The 13,919-nt window shown below is 65.2% G+C and carries 13 protein-coding genes and 1 other annotated feature (1 of these 14 only partly in view); of the genes, 5 read left to right on the forward strand and 8 right to left on the reverse strand.

Features of this window, described 5'->3' with window-relative positions:
* Window positions 1-10, reverse strand: a sequence feature (sul1 is cis-regulatory element that is thought to sense ions involved in sulfur or methionine metabolism; They are found in Alphaproteobacteria); it reaches 46 nt to the left of the window's first position.
* A 245-nt stretch (window positions 11-255) separates the two neighbouring features.
* Complete coding sequence (locus tag ACVJNE_RS00810; RefSeq protein WP_499562138.1) at window positions 256-1,047, forward strand: phytanoyl-CoA dioxygenase family protein; 792 nt, start codon at window positions 256-258, stop codon at window positions 1,045-1,047.
* A 263-nt stretch (window positions 1,048-1,310) separates the two neighbouring features.
* Here the strand turns inward: ACVJNE_RS00810 and ACVJNE_RS00815 are convergent, their stop codons facing one another.
* The 4 genes from ACVJNE_RS00815 to ACVJNE_RS00830 all read right to left on the reverse strand — a co-directional run bounded on the left by ACVJNE_RS00815 (window position 1,311) and on the right by ACVJNE_RS00830 (window position 3,534).
* A complete protein-coding gene (locus ACVJNE_RS00815) occupies window positions 1,311-2,105 on the reverse strand; it encodes an SDR family NAD(P)-dependent oxidoreductase (protein WP_499562140.1) in 795 nt (264 codons plus the stop codon).
* Window positions 2,106-2,132: 27 nt separating this feature from the next.
* Window positions 2,133-2,558, reverse strand: coding sequence for an SRPBCC family protein (locus ACVJNE_RS00820; RefSeq protein WP_499562142.1), 426 nt, complete (start codon window positions 2,556-2,558; stop codon window positions 2,133-2,135).
* Entirely contained in the window at window positions 2,509-2,886 is a 378-nt protein-coding gene (locus ACVJNE_RS00825; protein WP_173192544.1) for an ArsR/SmtB family transcription factor, read from the reverse strand. The genes ACVJNE_RS00820 and ACVJNE_RS00825 overlap by 50 nt, the downstream gene beginning before the upstream one ends.
* Before the next feature lie 111 nt (window positions 2,887-2,997).
* Window positions 2,998-3,534: a TetR/AcrR family transcriptional regulator gene (locus ACVJNE_RS00830; protein ID WP_499562144.1), complete on the reverse strand. Its 537-nt coding sequence runs from the start codon at window positions 3,532-3,534 to the stop codon at window positions 2,998-3,000.
* 97 nt (window positions 3,535-3,631) lie between these two features.
* Here ACVJNE_RS00830 and sugE point away from each other — a divergent pair, with 97 nt between their 5' ends.
* Window positions 3,632-3,952 carry a quaternary ammonium compound efflux SMR transporter SugE gene (gene sugE / locus ACVJNE_RS00835; RefSeq protein ID WP_499562146.1) on the forward strand — a complete coding sequence of 107 codons (321 nt, stop codon included), beginning with the start codon at window positions 3,632-3,634 and terminating at the stop codon, window positions 3,950-3,952.
* A gap of 201 nt (window positions 3,953-4,153) precedes the next feature.
* The gene (locus ACVJNE_RS00840) at window positions 4,154-4,840 is read left to right on the forward strand and encodes a dihydrofolate reductase family protein (RefSeq protein ID WP_499562148.1); all 687 of its coding nucleotides are present in this window, start codon (window positions 4,154-4,156) and stop codon (window positions 4,838-4,840) included.
* An 11-nt stretch (window positions 4,841-4,851) separates the two neighbouring features.
* Here ACVJNE_RS00840 and ACVJNE_RS00845 read toward each other — a convergent pair whose 3' ends face one another.
* The 4 genes from ACVJNE_RS00845 to ACVJNE_RS00860 all read right to left on the reverse strand — a co-directional run bounded on the left by ACVJNE_RS00845 (window position 4,852) and on the right by ACVJNE_RS00860 (window position 8,972).
* On the reverse strand, window positions 4,852-6,051 hold the full coding sequence (locus ACVJNE_RS00845; RefSeq protein ID WP_499562150.1) for a DUF418 domain-containing protein: 1,200 nt from the start codon (window positions 6,049-6,051) through the stop codon (window positions 4,852-4,854).
* Window positions 6,048-6,656 (reverse strand): TetR/AcrR family transcriptional regulator, encoded by a 609-nt coding sequence (locus ACVJNE_RS00850; RefSeq protein WP_499562152.1) that lies wholly within the window; start codon window positions 6,654-6,656, stop codon window positions 6,048-6,050. Before ACVJNE_RS00850 ends, ACVJNE_RS00845 begins: the two co-directional genes overlap by 4 nt.
* A 152-nt stretch (window positions 6,657-6,808) precedes the next feature.
* Window positions 6,809-8,296 (reverse strand): flavin-containing monooxygenase, encoded by a 1,488-nt coding sequence (locus ACVJNE_RS00855; RefSeq protein ID WP_499562154.1) that lies wholly within the window; start codon window positions 8,294-8,296, stop codon window positions 6,809-6,811.
* A 223-nt stretch (window positions 8,297-8,519) separates the two neighbouring features.
* Window positions 8,520-8,972, reverse strand: a complete 453-nt coding sequence (locus tag ACVJNE_RS00860; protein ID WP_499562156.1) for a cupin domain-containing protein — start codon at window positions 8,970-8,972, stop codon at window positions 8,520-8,522.
* A gap of 203 nt (window positions 8,973-9,175) precedes the next feature.
* Between ACVJNE_RS00860 and ACVJNE_RS00865 the strand changes: the two genes are divergently transcribed.
* Both ACVJNE_RS00865 and carB read left to right on the forward strand, forming a co-directional pair.
* The gene (locus ACVJNE_RS00865; RefSeq protein WP_499562158.1) at window positions 9,176-10,207 is read left to right on the forward strand and encodes a cupin domain-containing protein; all 1,032 of its coding nucleotides are present in this window, start codon (window positions 9,176-9,178) and stop codon (window positions 10,205-10,207) included.
* A gap of 202 nt (window positions 10,208-10,409) precedes the next feature.
* Entirely contained in the window at window positions 10,410-13,892 is a 3,483-nt protein-coding gene (carB, locus tag ACVJNE_RS00870) for a carbamoyl-phosphate synthase large subunit (RefSeq protein WP_499562159.1), read from the forward strand.
* The last annotated feature ends 27 nt before the right edge of the window (window positions 13,893-13,919 follow it).

A 13,919-nucleotide genomic window follows, 5' to 3' on the forward strand; every position in this document is an offset into this window, starting at 1 on the left:
CGGGTCCTGACGGGATGGGGTGGTCTTAGGCAATTCGTTGCTGCGCCGCAACATAAAATCCGGATCGCCGCCACATTCGCTGCGGCGTCTTCACGTCGGGCAACCCTCATGCTACCCAGCACCCGCTATGAAGTTCGCATTCAAATCCTCCTCGACCTTCTTCCTGGGCTGAACCACGCGTTCAGGCCGGCGCATTGCGATGCGTCAGGAAGATGACGGCCCGGCTTTGCCAGCGGCCGAACAGAGGATTTCGACATGCAGAACGATACCGCGCACGGGCTGAGCCCCGCGCAAATCTCAACCTTCATCTCGCATGGCTTCGTCAGGATCGACGAGGCCTTCCGACCCGAGCTGGCGCACGACGCCCGCGCCATCCTGTGGCGGGCAATGGGCCTGTCGCCCGAGGAGCCGACCGGCTGGACCCAACCCGTCATACGGCTGAGCATGTTCACCGAGCAGCCGTTCATTGCCGCGGCCAACACCCCGCGCCTGCACGCGGCCTACGACGCGCTTGTCGGACCCGGCCGCTGGCATGCGCCGGCCGCCATGGGCACCTTTCCGGTGCGGTTTCCGAGCGCGGATGATCCCGGCGACGCCGGCTGGCACATCGACGCCAGCTTCGGCACCGACGCGGCGGACTTCATGCAATGGCGCGCCAATGTGGTCAGCCGTGGTCGCGCCCTGCTGATGCTGTTCCTGTTCTCCGATATCGGCCAGGACGACGCGCCGACACGCATCCGCATCGGCTCGCACCGGCAGATCGCGCGGCAATTGCTGCCGCATGGCGAGGCGGGTCTGACGCTGCGCGAACTGGCAGCCAACGGCTTTGCGGAGAGCGCAGATTGCGCCGAAACTCTGGCGACCGGCCCCGCCGGCACGGTCTATCTGTGCCATCCGTTTCTGGTCCACAGCGCCCAGCCGCATCGCGGAACGACACCGCGTTTCCTGGCCCAGCCACCGCTGCTGCCGACAGGCCCCTTCAGGTCGGACCTGCCGCCTTCACCGGTGCAGATCGCCATCCGCGAAGCCTGCAAGCTGACCTTCTAGTGGCAAGGTGCCGCTTTTGGCCTGCGTTGAATATGCGTCGAAAACCCTCTCGCCGCAGACGTCAGGGCAATCGCATGCGGGGACGGCCGGCGTCGCGGCAGCGTCGTTGCGCCCGTCCGAAAGGCCTTGAGCAAGAGTGCAGCCACCTCAGAATCCCCCTCCCCCTTGTGGGGAGGGGTAAGGGGTGGGGGTGACGCCTTGTGCGATTGCTTGCCGCACACGGTGAGAGGCGACAGATTAATCACCCCGATGCCGGACAAGCTCTACTCCGCGATCGCGCCGCAGGTCAGGTTGGCCACCGCGCCTGTCATCGCACCGGCCCGGTCCGAGGCCAGAAACGCAGCCGTCTCGGCTACATGCTCGATGCGCGGCAGCCGCTTCAGCATGGTCGATTGCGCCGCACCGCCCAACCATTGGTCGACGCTGAGCCCCATCATCGCTGCCTTGGCGTCGAACATCGGGCCTGTGAACGAGCCGGCCGCTGGCGCATCGGTCAGTGCATGAGACCTGATGCAAGCGACCCGGATGTTGCGTGGCCCCAGTTCGTCCGCCAGCGTGCGGGAGAACGCCTCGACACCAGCCTGCGATGCGGCGTGGCCGAGGTGCCCGCCCACGGCAAGCACCGCGCCCGGCGCCGACAGCGTCAGGATCACGCCGGTCCGCGATCGCCCCATATGCGGGGCGACCGCCTTCGACGTGATGAAAAGCGCCCGCAGGAACCGATCCACCGGCAGCATGAACGCGTCCAGCGTCAGCTCTGCGATCGTCGTTCCCTGGTCATGCGGGAAGCTCACCGCGTTGAGCGCGATGTCTATGCTTCCCGCGCGCTCGGCGATGTCCGCCGCGTGGCGGTCCACGGCCTGTTCGTCGAGCACGTCGAGTTCGGCCGTCTCCACCTGTCCGCCCGCCGAGGCGATTGCATCGGCCACCCGGTCGAGCTTTGCCCGGTTGCGCCCTGCAACGAAGACGCGCGCGCCTTCCCGGGCAAACAACTCGGCCACGGCGGAGCCGATGGCGCCGGCGCCGTAGATCACGGCATTCCTGTCATTCAGTAACATGATGTTTCTCGCGTGCTCCGGCTGCCGTCAGGCAAGGGACTTTTCAAGCGCCTCAAGGATTGTGGTCCAGCCATTGATGTGGCCGTCGCGCGAATCCTCGCTCCTGAACTTGACCTGCCGCAGCGTGATCTCGGTTGCGCCCGCTTCCGGCTCGGCGAAGTCGACCGTCACCACGCTGTCGTCGAGCGAGTGCGGCGATTCCCAGGTGAACGACAGGTGCGAATGTGGGTCGATCGCAAGGTAGGTGCCCGCATGCGGGATCTCCTTTTCGGGCGTCACCATGACGATCGAGAACCGCCCGCCCTTCACCGGGTCGTTCGTCACCCGGGCATTGCCCGTCGTGGACGGCGGCCGCATGAATTTCGACAGCATCTGCGGCGACAGCCACGCCTCGAAAACCTTCTCACGCGGGGCCGCGATCCTGTGGTTTATCGTCAGTTCCAGTTCGCTCATCGTCTTGGTCTCCTGTAACCAGCAACTCTTCCAGCGCCGAGAGGCGCAGTTCCCAGATCGATTTCAACTGGCCGAACCACTGCTCGGTGAGCCTCAGCGGTGCGAGCTCGGGTGCGATGAAATGTTCGCGCCCCACGGTCCGGCGGGTGACGAGACCCGCCTCCTCCAGCACCTTGATGTGCTTCGAAACGGAGTTCAGCGACATCTCGAAATGGGCGGCGAGTGCCGTCACCCTCAACGCGCCCTCCTGCACGAGGAGCGTGAGTATCCTGCGCCGCGTGGTATCGCCTGCGGCCTTCAGAATGCGTGACAGGTCTTCTTCGTCCATTCATTCACCCTTATGGTTGAATATATGCCCCACGAAAATTAGTCAACCATTTGGGTGAATAATTTTTCGCGACGCGCCCCCGGTCCGCGACGACTGGCTGCGAACCCTTGTCTATCTCGAGACCACCAGCTCCTGCTCTATCCGGTCGAACAGCGCACGCCAGGCCGTGTCGGGAAGATCGACGAGCCCAAGCCCGCGCAGCAGGAACGCCCCCTCGGCGGCGAAGAATGCAATGCGCGCCTGCTCGTCACGGCCGAACAGCTTCAGCCGGTCGCGATAGTAGTCGCGCAGCACCTCGGCATGGCCGGGCGATTCCGCCAGCGTCGCCATCAGGCTTGCGGCGCGCGCGGCAAGCGCGTCGTTTTCGTCGCGGGTCGCTGCCAGATGCGCCTGCATGCCGGCCTCCGCGCTGTCCGCAAGCGTCTCCCGCTTTGCCTCGACCTCACCCAGAAACCGGTCGATGTCGCGCCTTGTCATCGCGGCAACCAGTTCCTGCTTGCTGGCGTAGCAATAGAGCACGCCACCCTTGCTGACACCGGCGCGCCGTGCGACCGCGTCGAAGGTCAGGCTCCCTGCCCCCTCCTCGGTTACGATCGCTTCGGCCGCGTCCAGGATCGCATCCCTGTCGATCGTTCTCTTCCTGCCCATCTGTTTTCCTCTTTTCAAACCGTCTGGTCGGATATATATAGCACCGAAGTTCCGGCACGTCACCCGTCGCCGGCATCGGATCGAAAGGAGAAAAGTCATGGCCTGGCTCTATCTCGGCTTTGCCGGCCTGCTGGAAATCGTCTGGGCCTCGTTCCTGAAGCAGTCCGAGGGGTTCACCCGCCTCACGCCGAGCGTCATCACGCTGGTGGCGATGGTTGGCTCCTTCTGGCTGCTGGCCCTGGCCATGCGCAGCCTGCCGCTCGGCACCGCCTATGCCATCTGGACCGGCATCGGCGCGGTTGGCGCCTTTGTTGTCGGCATCGTGGTCATGGGCGAAGCCGCGACCCTTGGCCGTATCGTCAGCGTTGCCCTGCTGATAACCGGCATGGTGGGCCTCAAGCTCTCGTCGGGCCACTGAGACCTGCCGCGCCTCATCGCGGTCTTGACCCGGCCCGTGACCATGTCGCGGGCCTTTTCCGTCAATTCCCACCCACGTCATCGCGCCCGGCCAGGCGACCGCGTAACCACGTGCAGAAAGTTGATGCGCGGTTGTCGGGGTAGGCTCCCCTCGCGCGTCCTTGGTCCGAAACGTTCGGTTGACGGAAGGAAGGAACGGACAATGCGCAAGATCATCGCGGCAGCATTCACCACGCTCGACGGCGTCATGCAGGCGCCGGGCGGCCCCGAGGAAGACCCCAGCGGCGGCTTCGAATATGGCGGCTGGCTGCCGAATTTCTGGGACGACGAACTTAGTGCTGCGTTGGACAGGAACTTCTCCGAGCCCTTCGACCTGCTGCTCGGGCGTCGCACCTACGACATCTTCGCTGCGCACTGGCCCTACATCCAGGTTGACCCGGAGGCGAGCGATTTCGATGCGATGAATGCCGACATCGCCAACACCTTCAATCGCATCACCAAATACGTCGCGACCCACCGGCCGGAGTCGCTCGACTGGCAGAACAGTCAGGCACTCGGAACCGACGTTGTCGCCACATTGCGCGAACTCAGGCAGGGTGACGGCCCCGACCTGATGACGCAGGGCTCGAGCGAATTGCTCGATATCCTGTTCGAGAACGACCTCGTCGACGAGCTGCGCCTTTTCATCTTCCCGCTGGTGCTGGGCAAGGGCAAGCGCGTCTTCGGCAATGGCAGCGCTCCCCGCACGCTCAAGCTCGCCTCCTCGAGCCTCTCGCCCAACGGCATCCTCATCACGCGTTACGAGCGCGCCGGCGATGTCCAGATCGGCTCTTTCGCCATGGAAACACCAACACTGGCCGAGCTCGAGCGCCGCAGCAACCTAGGTTGACCCAGCCCTTCTCAGGCTTCCGCTTGGCCGCGCCGCCGCCAGCGCGGCCAAGCGGCAATCGTTACCGCCCGCAACAGCCATTCGAGCGGACCGTAGGCGAAACGCTGGAGCCACCACCGGCTGGCGACGAGTTGCGCGGCGAAGATCGCCGCCGCGATCCCCTGCACCGCCAGCGGCGGCAGCTCGCCCATCAGCCGCATCCCGTATCCGTAGAAGATCACGGCGCAGACCAGCGATTGCAGCAGGTAGTTCGAAAGCGCCATGCGTCCGGCAGGCGCCAGCGCCGCGCTGACCATCCGGCCGGGGCGCGTCTGGAAACCAGCCATGACCAGGGCGATATAGGCCCCCGTCAGCAAGGGCGCGGTTGCCAGCCCGATGCCGAGCCCAACAACCTCCCAGCCGCTCCCGGTGAGGTGAATCGTCGTCCATGCGTAGAAAATGCCGCCCGGCAGACCGATCGTCAGTCCCGCCATCGCGATTCGGCGGAACAGCGGCCTGTAGTCGTCGAAACGCACGAACATCTGCCGCTTGCCCGCCACCAGCCCCAGCAGGAACATGGCCAACGCACATGGCGCCTGCATCAGCCCGGTCACGATCCAGATGACGCGCAGCTCACGCAGGTTCTGCTCGATCACCGCTGCAGGCGTGCCGCGATAGGCCTGCAACGCGCGCTCCGCGTCGGCAATGGCGGACGACGTGTCGATCGGCTCGCCGGAGATCAGCAGCACAGCCCCCAGGCCTGCCCACAGCGACGAAACGATGAGCACCAGCCAGAACGCGGTGCGCAGCGCGCGGCCTTCGCCGATGTCCCGCAACCAGAGAAGCAGCAGGCCGAGCACCGCATAGGTCGTCAGGATGTCGCCGCGATAAAGCAGGACCGCATGCGCGAGGCCGGCCACCCACAGCCCCGCCTGCCGGCGCAGCAGGCGCGGCACGAATGCCTCGCCGGCGCGCTGCGCGGATTGCATCTGCAGCGTGAAGCTGTAGCCGAACAGGAACGAGAACAGCAGGTAGAACTTGGTTTCGAACAACAGCGCGACAACGAAGCCCACCGCCCGGTCGAGCGGTCCTGCATAGATCGGATCGGAGACCCCGGCGCCGTAATAGGCGGAGGCGAACGTCATGATGTTGACCACCAGGATACCGTAAAGCGCGGAACTGCGCAGCGCGTCGATGTCGGTGATCCGCGCCTTGTCGGCGTTCATGCTCATCGTCCAAGCTCCCCGCCCCGGAGGAAACGGCCGAGCAGCAGCCGCATCGTCGCCCCCTGCTCGCGCGGGCGGAAATCTGCATCCACGGCGACACGGTTGAAGATGCCGTCCACCAGCGCGGCCAGCCAGCTTGCCGTCGAAGTCGCGTCGAGCGTCTTGTCGATCTGTCCGCGCTGCGCAGCCTCGCGCAGCAGTTCGACCAGGGCTGTGCGCAGTTCGGCATCGTTGCGCGCCACCCGCGCGCCAATATCCGGGTCGCGCATGGCCTCCGCGGAGATTTCCAGCGCGAGGCTCGAAGAGTCCGCATCGGCCGCCATGTCGAGAATGACATCCATGAATTCGATCAGCGCGCCGTAGAGGTCATCACGCACGCCGAGCGTCTCGAAATAAGCCGCCGTCTCCGCCTGCTCCTGGTCGACGATGGCTGCGATGATCGCCTTCTTGTTGGGGAAGTAGTGAAACAGGTTGCCCGGGCTCATACCGGCCGCGGCACAGATCTCGGCTGTCGAGGTCTGGTGAAACCCCTTGAGCGCGAAGCACGACTTTGCAGCCTCCACGATCGCCTGTCGCCGCGCCTCGTGCTTTTCGGGGTCCACTTTGCGCACCTTGTGCTCCTAGTTATTAGATCGACTAGTCTATTAATTATAGGAGGCGGACGGGATGTCAAGCGCGATGGCAGGCGGCAGCGCGGAACAGGCTATCGCCGGCCCTCGCACTGTCGTCTGCGTGGTGATCTTTGGTTTTCCGCTGCGCCGCCCTAGGCAGCCCGGTAATCCGGCGCGCTCTTCAGATACCGCGCATAGGCGTCGGCGTTGGGTGGCGACAGGTTCTCAGCCAGCGGATTGCGCTTGCGCACCTTGGCCCCTATGTCGTCAAGCAGTTCGTCGAAGTGCTTGAAATGATAGGGCGCAACGCATAGCCCGCCATACACGCCGGCGGCCGGCCGCTCGTGCCGCTTCCATTGCAGCATCATGTCGATATTGGCGTTCATCTCCTCGGCGCTGGGCTGCCGCGCCAGCATGCCGTCGGCATAGCGCACCAGCCAGTTCGCCGCGAGCTCCGCGCTCAAAACCGTGCAGAAGGACGAGTTGAACCCGACGAACCCCATATCCGGCAGGTCCGGATTGGCGACGATGCGATAGAGCCTGTATTGACCGTCCGGCTCCACCAGCTTGCGGGCATATTCGTGGGGCAGAAAGGGCACGCCGAGCTTCCAGCCCGTCGCCAGTATGGCGATGTCCGTGGGCACACGTTCCCCGCCGGTCAGCACGACCCCGCCCTCCTCGTAGCGCGCGAACGTGCCCTGCACGGCCTTGATGCGCCCGTCGGCGACCATGTCGAAGAAGCCGGGCGTGACGATGGGGACCGAACAGTTGAGCCCGGTCTCGATCGGCTTGGTCGGGCGAAGTCCCGTCTTCTTCAGCTTGAGCTGCATCGTCAGCAGGCTTTCCAGCGCCCGCCAGTTGGCCCACACGAACGGCTTGGCAATCGCATGGTTCAGCCGCGCCATCGCCGTCTGCCCCCAACCGGGAAACATCTTTTCCTGCGCCCGGATATAAAGGATACGCTTGAAGTTGATCAGCCCGCCGATGAAGTAGGGTATACGCCAGACCGACTCCAGATAGACGATGGTCACGCTGCTCGCGCCCGACTTCACTGCGTTGACCGCAATGTCGGTCGCCGATTTCGAGAAACCGAGCACCGTCACCCGCTTTCCCTTGACCATCGCCGGATCGGTATATTCCGAAGAATGGACCGCTTTGCCGCCGGCCGCCTCGAATTCGTCCCGTCCGGGAAATTCCGGCACGTTCCGGTCGCTGAACTGGCCGGTGCAGACGGCGAGGAAATCGCAATCTGTCTCCTGTTCCGCGCCGTTCGATTCCAACGTCAGCGTCCAGCCCTTCCTGCCGTCGGCGCGGCGCTTCATCCCGGTTACGCGCGTATCGAGCGCGATCAGCGGTAGAATGCCGTTCTCGTTCGCATAGTCGCGCAGATAGGCATGCACCTGTGGTCCCTTGGGCCATTCCGGATAGCTCGCCGGCATAGGCTTGGACGTGTAGCGATAGAGCTCCTTCGGGCTCTGCGTTTGTACGTCGGGATATGAGCGCGACGGCTCCCACACGCCGCCGAGGTCGTGGATGCGTTCGACCACGGTCACGTCGTGCCCGCGTTCCTTGAATGCCTTGGCGGCTGCGAGCCCGCTCACGCCCGCGCCGATGACGAGGACCTTCTTCCTCTCGACCATTGTCGTCTCCTCTCATCCGGCACGCGCTTCCCCGTCCGGCGCGCACGGCGCACCGGTGGAGATCGGTCCAGATCAGTTCGTGTCAGGTTGGGTCTGCCGAAGTTCAGGTCAGGGCGAGTCGAAAATGGCCGGATTCACGGTCGTGCGGCGACGAACTTGTTTAAGGCAGGTCAGCATCGCAGACGCAGAAAGTCGCCATTTACAGGCCGCCCTCACCCGAACTTTAGTCGTTGGCTTCTGGCGGCAGGAAATCGACCTCATGCATCGCCGAAATCTTCACCACCTCTTCAGGGTCGCTGAGGTTGTCGAGCTTGGTGAAAAGCGCCTCCAGCATCCGCGCCGGCGAGACCCAGAACAGCGCCCGCGTCGGCTTGTCCGACTTGTTGAAGTAGCCATGAGGGATACCGCGCGGCATGCGCACGAGGTCGCCCGCTTTGGCCTTCACCCACTCGCCGTCGAGCTTCAGGTCGAGCTCTCCTTCCTGCACAAGGATGAACTCGTCCTGGGTGGGGTGGATGTGCACGGGCACGAACTGGCCGGGCTCGCTGTTTGTCTCGAAGGCAAAGGTGCTTTCACACACCGCCTTGGGAAAATAGACCTGGCCCAGGATGTTCCAGGTCTTGCCGTCGTAGCCGGTGCCTTTGCGGGTGATGCCCTTGTCGAGGTCATTGCTCATCGTGAAGCTCCCATTCTGATTGAGGATGCAGCCTTTTGCGGCTGTCATTGGTTCCGTTCCCATGTGTAGGATAGCAGGCTTCCAGCCCTCTATCCGCATCACGCGGCCACTATCCGGAAAACGCAAAAATCGACCGGCTGCGGCTCCACGCCGCGCTTTCGGCTTGGTGACGTTTAGTCATGTGCTAATGTTCAGGCATGCACATGAAAGAGGGGCATAGCAACGCAGCACCGCTTTCGGCACATATCCTGTTCGAGTCGGACGATCTCGACTGCGCGCGGGAGCGGGTTGCGGAGAAATTCTGCAGTCACCGGCTGGAGATCATCGGTGACAGGAAGCCTTTTCGCGCGGTCCACCACCACGCTCCAGGCGACATCATCTCGCTCAACTACATCAGCTACGGCGCGGACGTTCTCATCGACCCCGGCGAGCTTGGCGATTTTTACCTGATCCAGATGCCGGTCAGTGGCGGCGCCACCATCCGCCACGGCGGCCGCGAGTTCATCACCAGCCGCAGCGTCGCCTCGGTGCTCAACGCGGACCTCGCCACCCGCATGCAGTGGTGGCAGGGCTGCGCGCAGATTCTCGTCCAGGTGCGCAAGGCGCCCTTCTTGGCGCTCGCCGAACGCCTGCTCGACCGACGCCTTCCCGGCCCCGTCGTCTTCGACCCGCTGATCGACTTCAACCGGCCGCACATGCTCGCCTGGCGCGGCATGGCCAACGCCATGTTCCACGCCGCGGAGGAAACCGCCGGCGGCCCCACGCTTCAGGCAGCCCTCAACGAGCAGCGCCTCATGGAGCTCTTCCTGCGCGGCCAGCCCAACAGTTGCAGCCTGTTCTTCGACGATGCGCCGTCGTGCGCGACCCCGCGCCATGTCCGCCGTGCCGAGGAATATATCCGTGCCTTCGCCGACCGACCGATCACCCTGCTCGACATCGCCGAGGCCGCAGGTGTCGCGCCGCGTACCCTGCAGCTCGGCTACCGCACCGTCCTCGGCATCTCGCCGCTGCGCTCGCTCGCCCGGGAACGCCTGCGCCGCGTGCGCTACGAGCTCATCGCCGGGGAAGGATCGGTTTCCGTCACCGACGTCGCATTTCGCTGGGGTTTCGGCCATCTCGGCCGCTTCGCAGCCGACTATCGCCGCGAGTTCGGGGAGCGCCCGAGCGAGACCGTACGCCGCAGCGCAGCCGCGCCGTTTCCCTCCTATCCGGAGCGTTTCGGGCAGCTTCGCTAGCACGACGTCCACACGCCGCGACGCTTCGCCGCCGCTCGCCCCATTTCCGGGGTTCCCTACCCCTTCTCCTTACCCTATAAGGCCCGCCTAGCCTGACAGAATCTTCACTTGCCCCGAACCGGCAGGGCCTCCGCGACGCGTCAGCGCAAAACGGAGAATCCCCGTCCGGCGCTTGGGCAAGCCCGAACCGACGGACGCTTCCATGCCAAAACGCACCGACATCAAGTCGATCCTGATCATCGGGGCCGGCCCCATCGTGATTGGCCAGGCCTGCGAGTTCGACTATTCGGGCACCCAGGCCTGCAAGGCGCTGAAGGCCGAGGGCTACCGCATCATCCTGGTCAACTCCAACCCGGCCACCATCATGACCGACCCGGAGCTGGCCGACGCGACCTATATCGAGCCGATCACGCCGGAAGTCGTCGCCAAGATCATCGCCAAGGAGCGCCCCGACGCGCTGCTGCCCACCATGGGCGGCCAGACCGCGCTCAACACCGCTCTCTCGCTGCGCCGCATGGGCGTGCTGGAGCGCTACAACGTCGAGATGATCGGCGCCAACGCCGAGGCCATCGACAAGGCCGAGGACCGCTCGCTCTTCCGCGAGGCGATGGCGAAGATCGGGCTGGAGACGCCGCGCTCCATGCTCGCCAACGCGTCGGAAGTGAAGGACGCCGACCGCAAGCAGCACGAGGCGCGCCGCGCAGAACTCAAGGCTTCCAACCCCGCCGATCTCGACGCCGCGCTCGACGCGCTCGAGACCGAATGGAACCTCGGCGAAGGCGACCGCAAGCAGCGCTACATCGCGCATGCCATGGGCATCGCCGCCCAGGCGCTCGACCATGTCGGCCTGCCCGCCATCATCCGCCCGTCCTTCACCATGGGCGGCACCGGCGGCGGCATCGCCTACAACCGCGCCGAATTCTTCGACATCATCAATTCCGGCCTCGACGCCTCCCCCACCACTGAAGTCCTCATCGAGGAATCCGTGCTCGGCTGGAAGGAATACGAGATGGAGGTCGTGCGCGACCGCGCCGACAACTGCATCATCGTCTGCTCCATCGAGAACCTCGACCCGATGGGCGTCCACACCGGCGATTCGATCACCGTCGCGCCGGCCCTGACGCTGACGGACAAGGAATACCAGATGATGCGCAACGCCTCGCTGGCGGTGCTGCGCGAGATCGGCGTCGAGACCGGCGGCTCCAACGTCCAGTTCGCCGTCAACCCGGCCGATGGCCGCCTCGTCGTGATCGAGATGAACCCGCGCGTCTCGCGCTCGTCCGCGCTTGCCTCCAAGGCCACCGGCTTCCCCATCGCCAAGGTCGCGGCCCGCCTCGCCGTCGGCTACACCCTGGACGAACTGGACAACGACATCACCGGCGGCGCGACGCCCGCCTCCTTCGAGCCGTCCATCGACTACGTCGTCACCAAGATTCCCCGTTTCGCCTTCGAGAAGTTCCCCGGCGCCGACAATGTGCTCACCACCGCCATGAAGTCGGTCGGCGAGGTCATGGCCATCGGCCGCACCTTCCAGGAATCGCTGCAGAAGGCGCTGCGCGGGCTGGAAACGGGCCTCACCGGCCTCGACGAGATCGAGATCCCCGGCCTCAACCACGGCGACGACAAGAACGCCATCCGCGCCGCCCTCGGCACGCCCACGCCCGACCGCCTGCGCATGGTCGCCCAGGCGATCCGCATGGGCACCTCGCTCGAAGACGTGCACCAGATGTGCCGCATCGACCCGTGGTTCCTCGAGCAGATCGCCGGCATCCTCGCCATGGAGGCCCGCATCCGCCAGCACGGCCTGCCGCAGGATGCCGAGAACCTGCGCATGCTCAAGGCGATGGGCTTCTCCGACGCCCGCCTCGCCTCGCTTGTCAACAAGGACGCCGAAGACGTTGCGAAGATTCGCGAAAAGCTCGCCGTCCACCCCGTCTACAAGCGCATCGACACCTGTGCTGCCGAGTTCGCCTCGCCCACGGCCTACATGTATTCGACCTACGAGGTGCCTTTCGCCGGCGCGCTCGCCGACGAGGCCAAGGTCTCCGACCGAAAGAAGGTCGTCATCCTCGGCGGCGGCCCCAACCGCATCGGCCAGGGCATCGAGTTCGACTATTGCTGCTGCCACGCCTGTTTCGCGCTGGCCGATGCCGGCTACGAATCGATCATGGTCAACTGCAACCCCGAGACCGTCTCCACAGACTACGACACCTCCGACCGGCTCTATTTCGAGCCGCTGACGCCGGAGGACGTGCTGGAGATCCTGCGCGCCGAGCAGGCCGCCGGCACGCTTGCCGGCGTCATCGTCCAGTTCGGCGGCCAGACCCCGCTCAAGCTCGCCGAAGCGCTGGAGAAAGCCGGCATCCCGATCCTCGGCACCTCGCCCGACATGATCGACCTCGCCGAGGACCGCGACCGCTTCCAGAAGCTCCTGAAGAAGCTCGACCTGAAGCAGCCGCACAACGGCATCGCCTGGTCGGTCGAGCAGGCGCGCACCGTCGCCTCCGAGCTCGGCTTCCCGCTGGTCGTGCGCCCGTCCTACGTGCTGGGCGGCCGCGCCATGCAGATAATCCACGACGAGGGCATGCTGCAGACCTACCTGCTCGACACCGTCCCCGGCCTCGTGCCCGAGGACATCAAGCAGAAATACCCCAACGACAAGACCGGCCAGATCAACACGCTGCTGGGCAAGAACCCGCTGCTGTTCGACACCTACCTGTCGGAGGCCATCGAGGTCGACGTCGACGCGCTCTGCGACGGCAAGTCCGTCTACGTCTCCGGCATCATGGAGCATATCGAGGAAGCCGGCATCCATTCCGGCGACAGCGCCTGCTCGCTCCCCGTCCGCTCGCTGTCTGCCGACACCGTCGCCGAGCTCGAGCGCCAGACGGCGGCGCTTGCCAAGGGCCTCAACGTCGGCGGCCTGATGAACGTGCAATATGCCATCAAGGACGGCGAGATCTTCGTGCTCGAGGTCAACCCGCGCGCCAGCCGCACAGTGCCCTTCGTCGCCAAGACCATCGGCCGCCCGATCGCCAAGATCGCGGCCCGCATCATGGCCGGCGAGAGCCTCGACGAAGCCTTCGCCCACTATGGCGAAAAGCCGGACCTCGCCGGCCTCTCCCACGTCGCGGTCAAGGAAGCCGTCTTCCCCTTCGCCCGCTTCCCCGGCGTCGACACGCTGCTGGGGCCGGAGATGAAGTCCACCGGCGAGGTCATGGGCCTCGACGCCGATTTCGCGCTCGCCTTCGCCAAGAGCCAGCTCGGCGCCGGCGTCGACCTGCCGCGCGCGGGCACCCTCTTCGTCTCGGTGCGCGACGAGGACAAGGTCAAGATCCTGCCTTCGGTCAAGAAGCTCGCCGATCTCGGCTTCCGCGTGCTCGCCACCGGCGGCACCCAGCGTTTCCTCGCCGAAAACGGCGTGGCGGCGGAAAAGATCAACAAGGTCCTCGAAGGCCGCCCCCACATCGAAGACGCCATCCGCAACCGCCAGGTCCAACTCGTCTTCAACACCACCGACAGCCAGAAAGCCGTCTCGGACTCAAAATCCCTCCGCCGCGCCACCCTGATGCAGAAGGTGCCCTATTACACGACGATGGCCGGTGCGGCTGCGGCAGCGCAGGCGATCGCGGCGCTCAAGGCTGGCAGCCTCGAAGTGCGCCCGCTGCAGGGGTATTTCGGGTAAGGCGCGACACCGAAGGCGCTCTCCTCT

This window comes from Mesorhizobium sp. DxT (assembly GCF_058448885.1).